A 17,319-nucleotide genomic window follows, 5' to 3' on the forward strand; every position below is an offset into this window, starting at 1 on the left:
CCGAATGATTATTCAAAACGGCGTCCACACGCCGAAGGGTTCGCTTTGCCCGGAGAAAGGCACTGCCGACCTACAAGGCATTATTGGGCCAGTCGCCAACCTGCTGCTGGGAGATCCCAATGCAGCACTCAGTAAACCTACCGAGCTGCGTTTCGGCTCGCATGGGTCGCTTGCTGTGGATCTGGACAAGGGTGTCTGGCACGACCACGAAGAGGGCATCGGCGGCGGCGTGCTCGACTTGATTTCAAGAAAGACTGGCATCACCACCCGCGCCGGGCAATTGAGCTGGCTGGAGAAAAATGGACTGAAAGAACAGAAGCTGACTCAAAGTCCTGCAAGTCCTAAAGTCCTGGTCAAGCCGCAAATCGACACCACCTATGCCTACAAGGACGAGGAAGGCCGGCTGCTGTTTGAGGTAGTCCGGTTCGAGCCTAAAGACTTTCGCCAGCGCAAGCCGGACGGCAAAGGCGGCTGGATCTGGTTGGTTAAGGACGTGCGCCAGGTTCCCTACCATTTGCCGCAACTGATCGAGGCGAACCCTAGCCAGTCGGTGTTCATCGTCGAAGGCGAGAAAGACGTGCTCCGCCTGGAGTCACTTGGCCTGATTGCTACCTGTAACGCAGGCGGCGCCGGAAAGTGGCCGGACGAACTGAGCAAACATTTTGCCGATCGCCGCGTGGTCATCCTGCCCGATAACGACGAGCCTGGGCGCAAGCACGCCGACAAGGTAGCGCACGCGCTCGGCATAGTCGCGGCTGATGTGCGAGTGCTTTGTCTCCCTGGCCTGTCTCCTAAGGGCGACGTGTCCGACTGGCTTGATGCAGGCGGAACTGTCGAGCAGCTTCTCGAACTGGTGGCAGCGCCCGGCAATCACTTGCCCGAGGATGACGGGCCTACCGAGCAACACTTCGAGCCAGGCGACGAGGATGACGAAAAGCAGAGCCAGGCGTCGCTGCTGGTCAAATTCGTCGAGCAGCGCTTTGAGCTGTTCCACGACTCGAACAAAGACGTGTTTGTCCGCGACCGCAAGACCGGAGAAGTCCGCAGCCTGCCCAGTCGGCAGTTCCGCGATTGTCTGGTGGCTGGCTTCTACATGGACACGGGCAAGGCGCCCCGAGACCAGTCTATTCGCGAGGCAATAACCACCCTGGCCGGGCTTGGTCGGTTCCACGGCGAACTGCGTTCTGTTCACCTGCGCACGGCAGGCGGCAATGGAGAGTATTGGCTCGACCTGGCCGCCCCTGGCAGCAGCCGAGCCGTTCGACTTCGCGCTGGGCATTGGGAGATCGTCGAGGAAGTCGATATCGCCTTCGTTCGCCCCGAGTCTATGCAGCCGCTACCCGATCCTATCCCCGGCGGGTCTATCGACGCGCTGTGGAAGGTCGCCAACGTGCCGCAGGGTTCCCGCCTGCTGGTCCTGACGTGGTTGATTGAATGCTTGCGACCGGAGACACCCTTTCCGGTAATGGAGCTGCTGGGCGAGCAAGGGAGCGCCAAGAGCACGACACAAATAGCCTTGCGCCGGCTGATCGACCCCAACGCCTGCGACCTGCGCGGGGCACCCAAGACAGTCGAGGATGTTTTCGTATCGGCCGGAGCCTGCGCAATGGTCAGTTACGAGAACATTTCCCACCTGCCGGCACCCATGCAGGACGCGCTTTGTGTGCTCGCCACCGGAGGCGGATTTGCCAAGCGCAAACTGTACTCAGACGCCGAGGAGAGCGTCATCACCGTCAAGCGCCCGATCATTCTCAACGGCATTTCCGCCGCTGTGACTGCACAGGATCTTGTGGACCGCGCCATTACCATCGAGACGCCCGTTATCACCGAGCGCCAGGAAGTAACCGGCCTGTGGCGTGAGTACGAGGAGAACCGTGCTCACCTGCTGGGCGGCCTGCTGGATATTGCGGCAAAGGCGCTGGCAGTTCTGCCGGACATGCGCATCACCGCCGATGACCGTCCGCGCCTAGTCGAGTTCGCACTCCTTGGAATGGCCGTCGCGCAAGCTGCCGGACACGCCCCCGAGGATTTCATGCGGGAGTTCGGCGCAAGCCGGCAAGAGAGCCTGGCGCGCACTATTGACGCAAGCCCTGTTGCGGCGGCTGTGGTGGACATGATCGAGGCGCGTCCGCAAGGCGTGACAGCACCAGCCAAGGAGATCTTGCTCACCCTGGAACAGTACCGCCCGACCGGCTGCGACTCCTGGCCGCGCTCCCCCAAAGGGCTTGGCGACGCACTACGCCGAGCCGCACCAGCGCTTCGACAGTTGGGCATTGACTGCAAGTGCTTGGGCAAGATCGGCGGCGCGGTTAAGTGGGAGATCAAAAGAAAGCTACCGAAGCAAAGTCCTGCAAGTCCTGAAGTCCTGCAAAACACCCCAACAGCAGCCAAGCAGCAGGACATTAGGACATGCAGGACTTCGAGTCGGGACTTATCCCCCACCGAGACTCCCGAGTTCGACGATGCCGACGCGGAGGTTTTCTAATGGCCGCCATCGACTTCCTGAGCAGCCGGGGGTTCAGCGTAAAGGCCAAGGATGGGCGCCTGATCGTTTCCCCATCCAGCAAGCTGACGCCAGACCTACGGCAGTACATCAAGCGCAATCGCCTGGTGCTGATCGCAGAGGTCGCCGCCAACGATGGCGAGATGCGGCGCACCGCCTGGGACGTGCTCATACCCAGCGGGGAGAAGTGCCGCATGGTCGGCCAGCCAATGACCTATTCCGAAGCTTTAGCCGCCGCTCGCTGGCGCTGGCCTAACGCCGACATCTTGGAGAACTGAAACCATGAATATCATCCGCACCCTGGCCGAGATCGGTCTCAAGCCAACCACTACGGCTCGCGACACCCTGACCATTGCTCGGCGCGTCTGTCGGAGTATGTGCGAAGCCCGTGCCCAGATATGCGCCGAACGTCGGGAGCTTCGACGCCAAGCCCGCAAGCTGCGCCAGTTCGAGCCGTTCACCAAGCTGGCCGCCGATACGATGGAAGAACAATCACGCGAGCATCGCGCCGCTGAATGGGAGAGCCTGCGCCTTGTGCTGCTGAGTTATGGTCGGCTGATCGTGTTGGACCATGACGGTATCGCTGACGCCCTGGGCTTCGAGGCGCTGGCCGATCTGCTGAACATCAACCGCGCGGATCGTGAACGCGCGCGGCGAGAAGGCTGGCGCACCCTGTCCCACTTGGTGGCCGTTCACGATCTGGAAAGCGGCTCCGAACGCCGGAGCGCTAAATGGGGCGCAGGAAGCCCGCTGTACGAGGCTGCCTTTCTGGCAGTTGCTGAGTTCATCCACATCACACCCACGCACCTGCTGCCCGACCCGTTCGCGCCCGGCGCAATGTTTGGGCCGAAGGCAAAGGTGGCGTTGCGCTTGGTCTAGCGACAGCGTGCCCCTAAGAGCCGATCCGTATCAGCATCACTGGCCCGATCAATGAAAAGCCTGGAGAAACCCATGGAGCAAAACCTGCGAATTGAACTGCGGCATGGCGAAGCCACAGAGCAGGCCTTGGCCCGCACCGTGACCAGCCCCGAGTGCCTCAGTGCGTCGGTACTGACGATCTGCCAAAACATTCAACACACGCAGATCAACGAAATGATCGCGGAGCTTAAACAGCAGACGGCTGCGGTACAGAGCAATGACCTGTCGCGGGCAGAAGGCATGTTGATTGCCCAGGCCCATACTCTGGACGGCCTGTTCGCCAGGCTGACCAGCAATGCGCTGACCAGCACCGATATGGACAAGCTGGAGCGTTACATGAAGCTGGCGCTGAAGGCGCAGAATCAGGCGCGCGCCACGCTGCAAACCTTGGGCGAACTCAAGGCACCGAAACAGGTGGCCTTCGTGAAGCAGGCCAACATTGGCAATCAGGTACAGGTGAATAACGACGGTAGCCCTGCGCGCTCGCGCGCGAAGAAAAAACCAAAAGCGCCAAACGAACTATTGGAGGTGGAGCATGGCGAGCGGTTGGACGGCCGAACGGCGGGCGCGGCAGGCGGAGCTGATACGCCAATGGCAACCCTGGAAACACAGCACCGGACCGACCAGCGTCAGCGGTAAAGCGCGGGCGTCACGCAATGCCGACAAAGGTGGGACCAGAGCGCAGATACGGGAACTGGCAGCGCTGCTCAGGGAGCTGGAGCACTGGCGGCGGGAGCAACTGTAGTTGTTGTTCAGTTCTTCGAGCTAAAACGGCAAAACTTGACTAGCCAACTGGCGGCGGCTCAGCATCCGGAAATGCTATGAAAGGAAGGTTCAAGAGAATGGATGCAGAGCTGATTATCAATCTGTGGGCGCTGTATGACGCCTCAACCGGCACCGTCTATGCCCTGGCGGGACGGGCCTACAACATTGCCGGCACCGATAAAGCGAAATTGGATTTCCTCAAGATGGCTGCCCGGACGGACTATGTGACGGCGAAGCGTTATCGAGTGCCGGATCGGTTCTGCATTGTGTTTCCCGATGGGCAAGAGCACAGGTGCGTCACCTACCTGAATGCAGTATCTGACCCGAACGCCCAACTGTTCGAGCAGATATTCAAAAACATTGAAGCCGATCTGCCGCCCTTGCCGCGCTTCTCTGGTGAGGATGTTTCTTATGTTTCGCAGCGAATTTCTGATGATCCACTCTGCGTTACAACGGTGCTCTATGAAGATGGCGCGGGAAACATCAGGCCAGTTGTAACCGATGAGGATCGTGCCTGGATCGAACAGCACCAGGCGCGTTTTCATGGTTACTGATGCTCTCGTGCCTCCGGCATCAGCGAGGGGCGTCAGTTCAAACCTGTGAAGCAGGCTCCCAGCGCGAGAGATGATGGCGGCAATGCTGATATCCATCGCCCGAGAGGTACAGGTGCTGGGCAGCCAGGGCCAGATCATCGGCGAAGCTGTTGATCCGGAAAGAGCCTAGGCGGCGTTTGAGCTCGGCGCCGATGATGGTGCGGACGTTGTACTCTCCGTCCCGGGCTGGGGTGTCGGGCAGTATGGTGGCGGCGGGGTGTGCGTACCCTGAAAGCGGGGTGCGTCCGGTTTAGGCTGGACGAGATTTTCGTGTCCAACAGGGTATTGGGTGTTCGAACAGATCTGTTTCATAGCCATTTCACCGTCGCTAGATCCGCTGGCAAACAACATTATGGTGTCTGGGTGCAACCGCGGCCTACCTGACGCCGCCTGGACGGAAGTGAACGACGGTGATGCGGGCGGCTCCCCAGGCGGCGCCGCTTCGGCCGGGAGACAGTGCAGAGGATATCGTCTAGGCTGAGTCTTACGTGACTAAGCGGCACGGCATTGACTTGGCGCAATGAAACAGCTCCCAAGGACGTGAGGTTGATCAGCGTCAAGGATGGCTTGGGGCGACATCCCTAACATGGCGACTACATCCAGCAGTGGAAGTAAAGTAAATCAATGAAATCCCTAGGTTTTGCAGTCGTCGGCACCTCGCGCCGCTGGGTAGCTGGCTTTACGATCCTCCTGGCTTTGATGTTCTGTGTATCCGTGGCACAGGCAAAAGAGTACGAAGCAGAGCAGCAACGCATCGAGTTGCTTTTCCCGAAAGTCACCGAAATTTCCGAGCCCGAGGGCGAGTACCAGGTGCGCACCCTTGCGGACGGGGTGGGCACGATCTACGGGTACGCCTTCCAGAGCATCAACGTCACGGACATGCCGGCCTACTCCGGCAAGCCGATCAACATGCAGATCCTGCTCGACCCCAAGGGCGTCATCGTCGATGCCTACATGCTCGAGCACCACGAACCCATCGTGCTCATCGGTATTCCCGAGCAGAAGGTTCACGACTTCAACGCCAACTACAGCGGCATCCACGTCGACCAGCGCGTGGTAGTCGGTCGTTCCAGCGACAAGAGCGCGGTCACGGTCGACGCCGTTACCGGCGCCACCGTGACCGTGATGGTGATCAACGAGATCGTCATGCGTGCGGCCCATACCGTGGCCGTGGATCTGGGGCTGGTCGAGGCGGGCGCCACCGCGCGACCCAAGCCGGCGCTGGTGCGCGAGGACGTCTTCCAGCCGACCAGCTGGACCGAGCTGGTGGGCAATGGCGCCATCCGTCGCATGCACCTTACCCGTGGCCAGGTCGACGATGCCTTCAAGGGCACCGAGGCCGAGGGTGTCGACGTTGCCGCAGCGGAGCAGCGCGACGAGACCTTCATCGATCTCTACGCCACCCATCTGAACCCGCCCACCATTGGCCGCAACCTGCTGGGCGAACGTCAGTACAGCGAACTGATGGAGAACCTCAAGCCGGGCGAGCACGCGTTCGCGGTGCTGGCCAACGGCGAATACTCCTTCAAGGGCTCGGGCTATGTGCGCGGTGGCATCTTCGATCGGGTGCAGTTGCGCCAGTTCGGCGACACCATCAGCTTCCGCGATCTGGATTTCATCCGCCTGTCCGACGTTTATGCCGAGGGCATGCCGGACTTCTTCGAGATGGCGATCTTCACCGCCCGTGAGCAGTACCGCTTCGATCCGGGCTCGCCCTGGAACCTTGAGCTACTGGTGCGTCGCCAGGTCGGTCCGGTGGAGAGCATCTTCACCAGCTTCGAGATGCCCTATCTGTTGCCCGAAGAATATTTCGAGCGTCCGCCGCTGACCGCCGAGGAACAGGCCGCCATCGACGAGGCCAACCGCCCGTTGTGGGTCAACATCTGGTACCAGAAGAGCTTCCAGATCGGCGTGATCCTGGCCGCCCTGACGCTGCTGACCGTCATCCTCTTCATGCAGGACAAGTTCGCCAAGCACCCCAACTTCCTGAAAATGCTGCGCCATGGCTACCTGGTCTTCACCGTGGTGTTCATCGGCTGGTATGCCTTGGGGCAGCTGTCGGTGGTCAACGTACTGACCTTCGTTCATGCGCTGGTGCAGGACTTCCGCTGGGAGTTGTTCCTGACCGACCCGGTGATCTTCATTCTCTGGGTGTTCACCGCCGCGAGCATCCTGCTCTGGGGGCGTGGCGTGTTCTGCGGCTGGTTGTGCCCCTTCGGTGCGCTGCAGGAACTGATCAACGAAGCCGCGCGCAAGCTGAAAATTCCCCAGTACGACGTGCCCTTCGCCGTGCATGAGCGGCTCTGGGCCATCAAGTACATCGTATTGCTGGTGCTGTTCGGTATCTCGCTGGAATCCATGATGCTGGCCGAGAAGGCTGCCGAAGTGGAGCCATTCAAGACCGCCATCACCCTCAAGTTCGACCGTCAGTGGTGGTTCGTGCTCTACGCGGTGGCATTGCTGGTGATCAATATATTCACCCGCAAGGTGTACTGCCGTTACATCTGCCCTCTGGGTGCAGGGCTCGCGATCACCGGTCGCTTCCGGCTGTTCGATTGGCTCAAGCGGCGCAAGGAGTGCGGCAGTCCGTGCCAGATCTGCGCCAATGAATGCGAGGTGCAGGCGATTCATCCGGATGGGCATATCAACCACAACGAATGCCATTACTGCCTGGATTGCCAGATGACCTATCACAACGAGAACAAGTGTCCGCCGCTGATTGCGAAGAACAAGCGCGCCCGGCGTGACAAGAAGGCCCCAGCTGCACCGCAGTTGATCCCCGTGCAAGTGGTGGAACCCTGAGCGCGCCACTGCGAGCCGCTCGAAACTGGTTGTTAGACCTGTGTTTGAAGACGTCCCAAAGGAGCGAAACCCCATGAGCGACAAAGATTCCAAGAACACTCCGCAAGTGCCCGAGAAACTCGGCCTGAGCCGCCGCGGCTTCCTCGGCGCCAGCGCAGTCACCGGTGCCGCCGTTGCTGCCACGGCTCTCGGCGGCGCGGTGATGACCCGCGAATCCTGGGCACAGGCGGTCAAGGAGTCGCAACTGAAGGTTCACGTTGGTCCTGGCGAACTGGACGAGTACTACGGCTTCTGGTCCGGCGGCCACCAGGGCGAGGTGCGTGTACTGGGCATTCCGTCCATGCGCGAACTGATGCGTATCCCGGTGTTCAATACCGATCCGGCCACTGGCTGGGGTATCACCGATGAAAGCAAGCGCATCATGGGCAAGTACTACCCGAACGGCGACTGCCACCATCCGCACATCTCCATGACCGATGGTAAGTACGACGGCAAGTACCTGTTCATCAACGACAAGGCCAACAGCCGCGTCGCGCGTATCCGTCTGGACATCATGAAGACGGACAAGATCACCACCATCCCCAACGTCCAGGCGATCCACGGCCTGCGTCTGCAGAAGGTGCCGTACACCAAGTATGTGTTCTGCAACGCCGAGTTCTTCATCCCGCATCCCAACGATGGCACCAGCTTCGACATGGATGGTGACAACTGCTTCACCATGTACAACGCCGTCGATGCCGAGAGCATGGAAGTGGCCTGGCAGGTGATCGTCGACGGCAACCTCGACAACACCGACATGGACTACACCGGTCGCTTCACTGCAGCCACCTGTTACAACTCGGAAAAAGCCCTGGACCTGGGCGGCACCATGCGCAACGAGCGCGACTGGGTCGTGATCTTCGACGTGCATGCCATCGAGGCCGAAATCAAGGCCGGCAACTTCATCACCCTCGGCGACTCCAAGGTGCCGGTGGTCGATGGCCGCAAGAAGGATGGCAAGAACAGCAAGGTCACCCGCTATATCCCGGTGCCGAAGAACCCGCACGGTTGCAACACCTCGCCGGACGGCAAGTACTTCATCGCCGCCGGCAAGCTGTCGCCGACCTGCACCATCATCGCTATCGACAAGCTGCCCGACCTGTTCGCCGGCAAGCTGAAGGATGAGCGCGACACCGTGGTCGGTGAGCCGGAACTGGGCCTTGGCCCGCTGCACACCGCCTTCGACGGCCGCGGTAACGCCTACACCACGCTGTTCATCGACAGCCAGCTGTGCAAATGGAACATCGAGGAAGCCATCCGTGCCTACAAGGGCGAGAAGGTCAACTACATCAAGCAGAAGCTGGACGTGCACTATCAGCCGGGCCACAACCATGCTTCGCTGACCGAGTCGAGCGAAGCCGACGGCAAGTGGGTCGTGGTGCTGTCCAAGTTCTCCAAGGACCGCTTCCTGCCGGTCGGCCCGCTGCATCCGGAGAACGACCAGTTGATCGACATTTCCGGCGACGTGATGAAGCTGGTGCATGACGGCCCGGCCTTCGCCGAACCGCACGACTGCATCATGGCCCGTCGCGACCAGATCAAGACCAAGAAGATCTGGGATCGTAACGACCCCTACTTCGCCGAAACCGTCGCGATGGCCAAGAAGGATGGCGTTACTCTGGAGACCGACAACAAGGTCATCCGCGACGGCAACAAGGTCCGCGTGTACATGACCTCGATGGCGCCAAGCTTCGGCATCCCCGAGTTTACCGTCAAGCAGGGTAATGAAGTCACCGTGGTCATCACCAACATCGACCAGATCGAGGACGTGTCTCACGGCTTCGTCATGGTCAACCATGGTGTGAGTATGGAAATCAGCCCGCAGCAGACCTCGTCCATCACCTTTACGGCCGACAATCCTGGGGTGTACTGGTATTACTGCAGCTGGTTCTGCCATGCCCTGCACATGGAAATGATGGGTCGCATGATGGTGGAAAAGGCCTGACGGTCGACAGTGGGGCGAGCGGATTCCGCCGCCCCGCATTTGTGGCCTGCGTTGTGTCAACCAGACAGGCCGCAGCTTAACCAGCCGGCGATTGCCGGCTGTTCCAACTGTCTGATCCCGGGGAGGTAGCGATTTGTTCAGATCTCAGGCTGTCAAAGGGGCGTTTTACGTGCTCCTGTCCTGTGCCGGTACCGCTTTCGCAAATCCTCAGCCTATTTCCAGCCTGCCGCTTCAGGCGGCGGGCGACAACCGCTGGGTACTGCCTGCCGGTGAGTACAGCGGCAATTTTCGCATCGACCAGCCCATACAGCTGCAGTGCGCGCCAGGTGCCGTGCTGAGCTCGGGTGGTCAGGGCAGTGTGCTGTTTATCGGCGCCGACAACGTGGTGGTCGAGAACTGTGAGCTGCGCGATTGGGGTCGAAATCTCACCGAGATGAATTCGGCCATCTTCATCGGAGATCGCGTAAAAGACGTGATCGTGCGCAACAATCGGCTGCGTGGCGCAGGCTTCGGCGTGTGGGCCGACCGCACCGAGAATGTGCAGATTCTCGATAATCGAATCCAGGGCGATCCCGAGGTGCGTTCTCAGGATCGCGGCAACGGCATCCACCTGTTCAGCGCCCGTGGCGCGCTGGTGGCCGGCAATCATATAAGCGAAACCCGCGATGGCGTGTACATCGACACGTCCAATGGCAACCGTATCGAGCGCAACCTGATGGAGGATCTGCGCTACGGCGTGCACTACATGTTCGCCCATGACAATCATGTCACCGGCAATCTTACCCGCCGGACCCGTACCGGCTACGCGCTGATGCAGAGCCGCCAGTTGACCGTGATCGGAAACCGTTCCGAGCAGGATCAGAACTACGGCATCCTGATGAATTACATCAATTATTCCACCCTGCGAGACAACATCGTCATTGACGTGCAGCGTGTCGATCTGGGGGGCGGCACGACCGCCGGCGATGAAGGCAAGGCGCTGTTCATCTACAACTCGCAGTTCAACACAATCCAGCGCAACCATTTCGAGCGCAGCAATCTGGGTATCCACCTGACTGCCGGTTCCGAGAACAACTACATTTCCGACAATGCCTTCGTTGCCAACGAGCGGCAGGTCAAGTACGTGGCGGTGCGCACCCAGGAATGGTCCGTCGACGGGCGCGGCAATTACTGGAGCGACTACCTGGGCTGGGACCGCAACGACGACGGTCTGGGCGATGTGCCCTACGAACCCAACGACAACGTCGACCGCTTGCTGTGGATGTACCCGCAGGTGCGCCTGTTGATGAATAGCCCCAGCATCGAAGTGTTGCGCTGGGTGCAGCGAGCCTTCCCGGTGATCAAGTCGCCGGGTGTGCAGGACAGCCATCCGTTGATGAAACTGCCTACCGAGGAATTGATGAATACAACGCAGGGGCCTAACTCATGAGTGCTGTAGAGATTCAGGGCGTCAGCCAGCGGTATGGCGACATGACCGTATTGCATGATCTGAACCTGAGCCTGGGTGAAGGCGAGGTGCTGGGGCTGTTCGGCCATAACGGCGCCGGCAAGACCACCACCATGAAGCTGATCCTCGGCCTGTTGCAGGCCAGCGAGGGGCAGGTGCAGGTGCTGGGGCGTGATCCACGCACCACCGATGTCCGCCGCCAGATGGGCTATCTGCCGGAGAACGTCACCTTCTATCCGCAACTGACGGGGCGCGAGACCCTGCGTCATTTCGCGCGCCTGAAGAGCACGCCGCTGGGCCAGGTGGACGATCTGCTCGAGCAGGTCGGCCTCGCCCACGCCGCCGATCGCCGCGTGAAGACCTATTCCAAGGGCATGCGCCAGCGGCTCGGCCTGGCGCAGGCGGTGCTCGGCGAGCCGCGCCTGCTGCTGCTCGACGAACCTACCGTGGGGCTCGACCCCATCGCCACCCAGGAGCTCTACCTGCTGATCGATCGGCTGCGCCAGACGGGTACCAGCGTGATCCTCTGTTCCCACGTGCTGCCCGGCGTGGAGGCGCATATCAACCGTGCGGCTATTCTCGCCAAGGGGCGCCTGCAGGCCATCGGCAGCCTCAAGCAGCTGCGCAGCGAGGCCGGCCTGCCGGTGCGTATCCGCGCCAGTGGCATCAGTCAGAGCGAGGCCTGGCTGGAGCGCTGGGCCAATGCGGGGCACTCGGCGCAGCGTCTCGGCGAGGATGGTGTCGAGGTGATCGCCATCAACGGCCACAAGCTGCCGTTGCTGCGTGAGCTGCTCGGGGAAAGCGAACCCGACGATGTGGAAATCCACCAGCCTTCGCTGGAGGATCTGTACCGCTATTACATGGAGCGCGCCGGCGATGTGCAGGCCGCGGAGGGCAGGGTATGAACCAGGTCTGGAACATCGCCCGCAAGGAACTCAGCGATGGCCTGCGCAACCGCTGGCTGCTGGCCATCAGCCTGCTGTTCGCCGTGCTCGCGGTGGGTATCGCCTGGCTTGGCGCGGCGGCCTCCGGCCAGCTGGGCTTTACCTCGATCCCGGCGACCATCGCCAGCCTGGCCAGCCTGGCCACCTTCCTCATGCCGCTGATCGCGCTGCTACTGGCCTATGACGCCATCGTCGGCGAGGACGAGGGCGGCACCCTGATGCTGTTGCTGACCTATCCGCTGGGGCGCGGGCAGATTCTGCTGGGCAAGTTCGTCGGCCATGGAATGATCCTGGCGCTGGCGGTGCTCATCGGTTTCGGCTGCGCCGCCGTGGCGATCGGGCTGCTGGTCGAGGATATCGAGCTGGGCCTGCTGCTCTGGGCCTTCGGTCGCTTCATGGTTTCCTCCACGCTGCTGGGCTGGGTGTTCCTTGCCCTGGCTTACGTGCTCAGCAGCAAGGTCAGCGAGAAATCCAGCGCCGCCGGCCTGGCACTGGGGGTCTGGTTCCTGTTCGTGCTGGTGTTCGACCTGGTGCTGCTGGCGCTGCTGGTGCTCAGCGAGGGCAAGTTCAGCCCCGAACTGCTGCCCTGGCTGCTGCTGCTCAACCCCACCGACATCTACCGGCTGATCAATCTGTCCGGCTTCGAAGGCGGCGGCGCCATGGGCGTGCTGTCGCTGGGCGGCGACCTACCCGTGCCGAACGCCGTGCTCTGGCTCTGCCTGTTGGCCTGGGCAGGCGCATCGCTGCTGCTGGCCTATGGCATCTTCCGTCGGCGCCTGGCCTGACTTTCTGGAGGGAAACGAATGATGAACAATCTGTACCGTACCGGCGGCCAGGCGCTGCTCGCGATGCTCCTGGCATTCGGGCTGGCCGCCTGTGGCGACAAGCAAGAAGTCCAGCAATCGCTCGACCCGGTGGCTTTCCATGAAAGTGACGAATGCCACGTCTGCGGCATGATCATCGCCGACTTCCCCGGCCCGAAAGGCCAGGCGGTGGATAAGGCCGGCGTGAAGAAGTTCTGCTCCACCGCCGAGATGCTCGGCTGGTACCTTCAGCCGGAAAACAAGCTTCTCGATGCCAAGCTCTATGTGCATGACATGGGCAAGAGCGAATGGGCGCACCCCAGCGACGAGCACCTGATCGACGCCCGCACGGCCTGGTACGTCGCCGGTACGCCGCTCAAGGGCGCCATGGGTGTCTCCCTGGCCAGTTTCGCCGACGAGCAGCAGGCGCAGCAGCTCGCTGCCGAACATGGCGGACGGGTGCTGCGCTTCGAAGAGATCGACCATGCGGTGCTGCAGCAGGGCGCGGACATGCAGCACCACGACATGCATGAGCACATGTCCGAAACCGAACACAACGATCACGCGGGTCATTGACCGCATTCGACGCAATCGAGGTAAGCAAAATGATGGGTATCAGCATCTGGCAGCTTCTGATCATTCTTCTGATCGTGGTCATGCTGTTCGGCACCAAACGCCTGCGTGGCCTGGGCTCGGATCTGGGCAGCGCGATCGCGGGCTTTCGCAAGTCGGTGAGCGAGGGTGAAAGCACGGCCCAGGTGGAGCCGGTCAAGCCGGAACTCAAGTAAGGGCTTCTGCTCCGGGTTCACCGAAGGGCGAACCCGGCCTGCCGGGGGCACGCTTCTTCCAGTTCTCTTCCGCCAGGAAGAGAAGGCTTCGTATCACCCAGGCCACAGCCCATCGCGTGCGGGTGCGTCACGCTGAGCATCGTTTCACTCATGCCATTCTGCGATGCGGTTCTGCGGACTGCCGGTGACCGGCTTCTTTCGTTCGTTGCTAGGCTCTGTTGCCATTTCGTGCGCGGCCGCGCCGCAGCAACGCGGCTCGCGACGAAACGGCAACAGACCCTACACCGTATTTCGCCCCACCGGCTGTCGCTTTCCCCTCGCCTCGGTAAAAAGCTGATTGCAATCAAGTCTGTCGAGGCCGCCTACCCTGTAGAAAGTAGTCCTGGCTCCCGCATTGGCTGGAGCGTCGTTTCCGCCGCGCAGTGACGCTTTTGCGCGGCGGGCTTAGAAGAAAACCCTGGAGGCCTTCCGTGCAAGTAGTCGACCGGCGAAAAGCCCTGAGTATCCCGCCTGTCTGGCGTCTCGCCTTTCGTCCTTTCTTCCTCGCTGGTGGCGTCTACGCGCTACTGGCGATTCCGCTCTGGGTCGCGGCCTGGACGGGTTTCTGGCCCGGTTTCCAACCCACTGGCGGCTGGCTGGCCTGGCACCGTCACGAAATGCTGTTCGGCTTCGCCATGGCCATCGTCGCCGGCTTCCTGCTGACCGCGGTCCAGACCTGGACCGGTCAGGTGGCGCCTTCCGGCAACCGCCTGATGGGCGTGGCGCTGATCTGGCTGGCGGCGCGCCTGGGCTGGCTGCTTGGGCTGCCGGCGCCACTGCTGGTGCCGCTGGATCTGCTGTTCCTGCTCGTCGTCGCCTGGATGATGGCGCGCATGCTCTGGGCCGTGCGGCAGCAGCGCAACTACCCCATCGTGGTGGTGCTGACGCTGATGATCGGTGCCGATGCGCTGATGCTGGCCGGCGTGCTGCAAGGCAATGACGCGCTGCAGCGCCAGGGCGTACTGGCGGGGCTTTGGCTGGTGGCGGCATTGATGGCGCTGATCGGCGGCCGGGTGATTCCTTTCTTCACTCAGCGCGGCCTGGGGCGTACGGCGCAGGTCAAGGCCTGGCCCTGGCTCGACTGGTCGCTGCTGGTCGGCAGTGCGCTGATCGCGCTTCTGCATGCATTCGGTGTGGCGCTGGCGCCCCATGCGCTGATCGGGCTGCTGTTCCTGGCCATCGGTCTGGGGCATCTGCTGCGCCTGGTCCGCTGGTACGACGCCGACCTCAGAAAGGTGCCGCTGCTGTGGTCGCTGCACCTGGCGATGCTCTGGCTGGTGGTGGCCTGCTTCGGCCTGGCGCTGTGGCATTTCGGCGTGCTGGCGCAATCCAGCCCCGCTTTGCACGCGCTGAGCGTGGGGTCCATGAGCGGGCTGATCCTGGCGATGATCGCGCGCGTCACCCTCGGTCACACCGGCCGGCCGTTGCAGCTGCCGGCGGGCGTGGTCTGGGCCTTCGTGCTGTTCAATCTGGGCGCCTTCGCACGCGTATTCCTGGCGACCGCATGGCCTGTGCCGGGGCTCTGGCTGGCGGCGATCTGCTGGGCGTCGGCCTTCGCGCTGTACGTCTGGCGCTACGCACCGATGCTGGTCGCCGCGCGGGTCGACGGGCATCCGGGCTGAGTGCGATGCCGGCCCTTTCAGGTCTGCCGGCGAGAGTTCCAAACCGCTGTCCGTTCCCGGAGGGGAGGGGCAGCTTGCGGCTCGGCAATGTCGAGCATCGGAGATGATGATGAAAAACGATTTTCAGGATCGCCTGGCGGTCGTCACGGGCGCCAGCTCGGGCATAGGATTGGCGCTGTGCACGGCACTGCTGCAACGCGGCGCCCGGGTGCTGGCGATGTCCCGCGCGCTGGGCGGACTGGAGCCGCTGTTGCAGACCTACGCGGAGCAACTGGTCTGGCTGGCGGGCGACGTGACCGTGCCGGCCGACTTGCAGGCCTTGCGGGCACGCGCCGCGCAGCTGGGGCAGGTCGATTATCTGGTGCCCAACGCCGGTATTGCCGAGCTGGCGGATGGCCTCGACATGGCGGCGTTCGATCGGCAATGGGCGGTCAACGGAGCGGGTGCGTTGAATACGCTGGGAACACTGCGTCATGAGCTGGCGAAGTCTGCCTCGGTGGTCTTCATCGGTACCTTCCTGACGCGCTCGACCTATCCGGGCCTGGCGGCCTACATCGCCAGCAAGGCGGCATTGGCGGCGCAGGCCCGTACCCTGGCGGTGGAATTCGCGCCGCTGGGCGTGCGCATCAACATGGTATCGCCCGGCCCTACCGCGACGGCGATCTGGGGCACCCTGGGCCTGTCGGACGAGCAGCTCGAGGGCGTGGCCGATGGCATCGCCCAGCGCCTGCTGCCGGGGCATTTCCTGGAATCGGCCGCGGTGGCCAACGTGATTCTGTTTCAGCTGTCGCAAGGAGCGCGTGGCGTCTACGGTCAGGATTGGGTCGTCGATAACGGCTTCACCCTGAGCTGAAAGAGCGAGGAATCCTCGATGCTGTTTGGATGGAAGAAAACGGCGCGCAAGCTGCAGCAGGAACAGGACCGCCTCCAGGCGACCTGTAACGAGCAGCGCTCGCGGATCGCCGAACTGGAGCAGGAGCTGGAGGCCGCCAAGCTGGCCAATCGAACCAGCGGTCGGCAGTTCGATTATTACCGCGGCGTGGCCGGCAACCTGATTCGCTTCAGCCACTCGATTGCGCATCTGGGGGATTCGTTCGAATACCTCACCGGACAGCTGGGCCAGAACAAGGCGCATGCCGAGCAGGTGGCCTCGGCGGCACTGAGCAACCAGAAGCATTTCGGCGAGCTGCAGAGCAAGGCTTCGGACATGGAGAGCGGGCTCAACCAGGCCTCGCACAAGGTCGACACCCTGGCCGGCCATTCCAAGGAGATCAACGGGATCGTCGATCTGATCAGCGGAATCGCCAGCCAGACCAACCTGCTGGCCCTCAACGCCGCGATCGAGGCTGCCCGGGCCGGTGAGGCGGGGCGCGGCTTCGCGGTGGTGGCCGGGGAGATTCGCAGCCTGGCGGAAAAGACCGCGCTCGCCACCGAGGACATCGTGCGCAAGATCGGCGAAGTCCAGGCCGAAATCGCCAGCGTTCACGACTACATCCAGTTGCAGGGCAAGCTCGCCCAGGGTTTCAGCCAGACCACCGAGCTGGCCGTCGGCGCCATGCGGACCCTGCATCAGCTGGCCGGCAGCATGCGGCATGGCATCGACAATTCGTCGTTCCGTGCGGTATCGAACTGGCCAACCTCGACGAGTTGTCGCTCAAGTTCGTCGTCTACAACCAGCTGCCCGGCAGCAATACCCAGGGCAGCGCGCAACTGCCCAGCGAGCGCGAATGCCGCTTCGGCCGCTGGTACTACGGGGAAGGCAACCGCGAGATGCAGGACCTGGAGCACTTCCAGCGGATCGAGCGGCCGCACACCGCAGTGCACGATCAGGGCCAGGCCGCCATCGATGCCTTCCAGGCGCAGCATCTGGAGAAGGCATTGCGGCATCTTGAGCAGATGGAAGAAGCCAACCTGGAAGTGATGCGCATCGTCGCCGCGGTGGTGGAGCAGTACGGACGTCAGGCCTACGCGGCGATCGCTTGAAGCCGCGCATCGCTAATGTTTCGCGTACCGTCGAAGCGTCACATATATAGCAAAAAAATTGCGCTATAACGGCAACACTATTCATTAGAGATAACTCAACGGTCGGTCGACAATGGGCGGCATTCCCA

14 protein-coding genes and 1 pseudogene are annotated in these 17,319 nt (G+C 62.0%); all 15 read left to right on the forward strand.

Annotated features, from left to right (window positions below; all coding sequences use genetic code 11):
• Window positions 1–4 precede the first annotated feature (4 nt).
• Complete coding sequence (locus tag BLS08_RS21200) at window positions 5–2,485, forward strand: toprim domain-containing protein (RefSeq protein ID WP_090337437.1); 2,481 nt, start codon at window positions 5–7, stop codon at window positions 2,483–2,485.
• Entirely contained in the window at window positions 2,485–2,781 is a 297-nt protein-coding gene (locus BLS08_RS21205) for a hypothetical protein (RefSeq protein ID WP_090337438.1), read from the forward strand. The genes BLS08_RS21200 and BLS08_RS21205 overlap by 1 nt, the downstream gene beginning before the upstream one ends.
• 4 nt (window positions 2,782–2,785) lie before the next feature.
• Window positions 2,786–3,382: a hypothetical protein gene (locus BLS08_RS21210; protein ID WP_090337440.1), complete on the forward strand. Its 597-nt coding sequence runs from the start codon at window positions 2,786–2,788 to the stop codon at window positions 3,380–3,382.
• Window positions 3,383–3,454: 72 nt separating this feature from the next.
• Window positions 3,455–4,060: a hypothetical protein gene (locus tag BLS08_RS26625; RefSeq protein ID WP_244155384.1), complete on the forward strand. Its 606-nt coding sequence runs from the start codon at window positions 3,455–3,457 to the stop codon at window positions 4,058–4,060.
• A gap of 203 nt (window positions 4,061–4,263) precedes the next feature.
• Entirely contained in the window at window positions 4,264–4,740 is a 477-nt protein-coding gene (locus tag BLS08_RS21220; RefSeq protein WP_139204284.1) for a hypothetical protein, read from the forward strand.
• A gap of 663 nt (window positions 4,741–5,403) precedes the next feature.
• Window positions 5,404–7,581, forward strand: a complete 2,178-nt coding sequence (gene nosR / locus BLS08_RS21225; RefSeq protein ID WP_090337443.1) for a transcriptional regulator NosR — start codon at window positions 5,404–5,406, stop codon at window positions 7,579–7,581.
• A gap of 73 nt (window positions 7,582–7,654) precedes the next feature.
• A complete protein-coding gene (gene nosZ / locus BLS08_RS21230) occupies window positions 7,655–9,565 on the forward strand; it encodes a TAT-dependent nitrous-oxide reductase (protein WP_090337445.1) in 1,911 nt (636 codons plus the stop codon).
• Between the two features lie 133 nt (window positions 9,566–9,698).
• Window positions 9,699–10,994, forward strand: a complete 1,296-nt coding sequence (locus tag BLS08_RS21235) for a nitrous oxide reductase family maturation protein NosD (RefSeq protein WP_090337446.1) — start codon at window positions 9,699–9,701, stop codon at window positions 10,992–10,994.
• Window positions 10,991–11,917: an ABC transporter ATP-binding protein gene (locus BLS08_RS21240; RefSeq protein ID WP_090337448.1), complete on the forward strand. Its 927-nt coding sequence runs from the start codon at window positions 10,991–10,993 to the stop codon at window positions 11,915–11,917. The genes BLS08_RS21235 and BLS08_RS21240 overlap by 4 nt, the downstream gene beginning before the upstream one ends.
• Complete coding sequence (locus tag BLS08_RS21245) at window positions 11,914–12,741, forward strand: ABC transporter permease (RefSeq protein ID WP_090337450.1); 828 nt, start codon at window positions 11,914–11,916, stop codon at window positions 12,739–12,741. Before BLS08_RS21240 ends, BLS08_RS21245 begins: the two co-directional genes overlap by 4 nt.
• Before the next feature lie 21 nt (window positions 12,742–12,762).
• Window positions 12,763–13,335 (forward strand): nitrous oxide reductase accessory protein NosL, encoded by a 573-nt coding sequence (locus BLS08_RS21250; RefSeq protein ID WP_058077829.1) that lies wholly within the window; start codon window positions 12,763–12,765, stop codon window positions 13,333–13,335.
• A gap of 29 nt (window positions 13,336–13,364) precedes the next feature.
• The gene (tatA, locus tag BLS08_RS21255) at window positions 13,365–13,547 is read left to right on the forward strand and encodes a twin-arginine translocase TatA/TatE family subunit (RefSeq protein WP_014851518.1); all 183 of its coding nucleotides are present in this window, start codon (window positions 13,365–13,367) and stop codon (window positions 13,545–13,547) included.
• Window positions 13,548–14,017: 470 nt separating this feature from the next.
• The gene (locus BLS08_RS21260) at window positions 14,018–15,208 is read left to right on the forward strand and encodes an NnrS family protein (RefSeq protein ID WP_058075124.1); all 1,191 of its coding nucleotides are present in this window, start codon (window positions 14,018–14,020) and stop codon (window positions 15,206–15,208) included.
• 109 nt (window positions 15,209–15,317) lie between these two features.
• Window positions 15,318–16,061: an SDR family NAD(P)-dependent oxidoreductase gene (locus BLS08_RS21265; protein ID WP_065982997.1), complete on the forward strand. Its 744-nt coding sequence runs from the start codon at window positions 15,318–15,320 to the stop codon at window positions 16,059–16,061.
• An 18-nt stretch (window positions 16,062–16,079) separates the two neighbouring features.
• Window positions 16,080–17,191: pseudogene (locus BLS08_RS26745) on the forward strand (methyl-accepting chemotaxis protein).
• The last annotated feature ends 128 nt before the right edge of the window (window positions 17,192–17,319 follow it).

The organism is Ectopseudomonas chengduensis, assembly GCF_900102635.1.
GTDB classification, from domain to species: Bacteria; Pseudomonadota; Gammaproteobacteria; order Pseudomonadales; family Pseudomonadaceae; genus Aquipseudomonas; species Aquipseudomonas chengduensis.

Bases quoted from the DNA above. Each gene is read 5' to 3' on its own strand.
- BLS08_RS21245 (WP_090337450.1), top strand. From the start codon at position 11,914: ATGAACCAGGTCTGGAACATCGCCCGCAAGGAACTCAGCGATGGCCTG.
- BLS08_RS21200 (WP_090337437.1), top strand. From the start codon at position 5: ATGATTATTCAAAACGGCGTCCACACGCCGAAGGGTTCGCTTTGCCCG.
- BLS08_RS26625 (WP_244155384.1), top strand. From the start codon at position 3,455: ATGGAGCAAAACCTGCGAATTGAACTGCGGCATGGCGAAGCCACAGAG.
- nosR (WP_090337443.1), top strand. From the start codon at position 5,404: ATGAAATCCCTAGGTTTTGCAGTCGTCGGCACCTCGCGCCGCTGGGTA.
- BLS08_RS21265 (WP_065982997.1), top strand. From the start codon at position 15,318: ATGAAAAACGATTTTCAGGATCGCCTGGCGGTCGTCACGGGCGCCAGC.
- BLS08_RS21210 (WP_090337440.1), top strand. From the start codon at position 2,786: ATGAATATCATCCGCACCCTGGCCGAGATCGGTCTCAAGCCAACCACT.
- tatA (WP_014851518.1), top strand. From the start codon at position 13,365: ATGATGGGTATCAGCATCTGGCAGCTTCTGATCATTCTTCTGATCGTG.
- nosZ (WP_090337445.1), top strand. From the start codon at position 7,655: ATGAGCGACAAAGATTCCAAGAACACTCCGCAAGTGCCCGAGAAACTC.
- BLS08_RS21240 (WP_090337448.1), top strand. From the start codon at position 10,991: ATGAGTGCTGTAGAGATTCAGGGCGTCAGCCAGCGGTATGGCGACATG.
- BLS08_RS21220 (WP_139204284.1), top strand. From the start codon at position 4,264: ATGGATGCAGAGCTGATTATCAATCTGTGGGCGCTGTATGACGCCTCA.
- BLS08_RS21250 (WP_058077829.1), top strand. From the start codon at position 12,763: ATGAACAATCTGTACCGTACCGGCGGCCAGGCGCTGCTCGCGATGCTC.
- BLS08_RS21205 (WP_090337438.1), top strand. From the start codon at position 2,485: ATGGCCGCCATCGACTTCCTGAGCAGCCGGGGGTTCAGCGTAAAGGCC.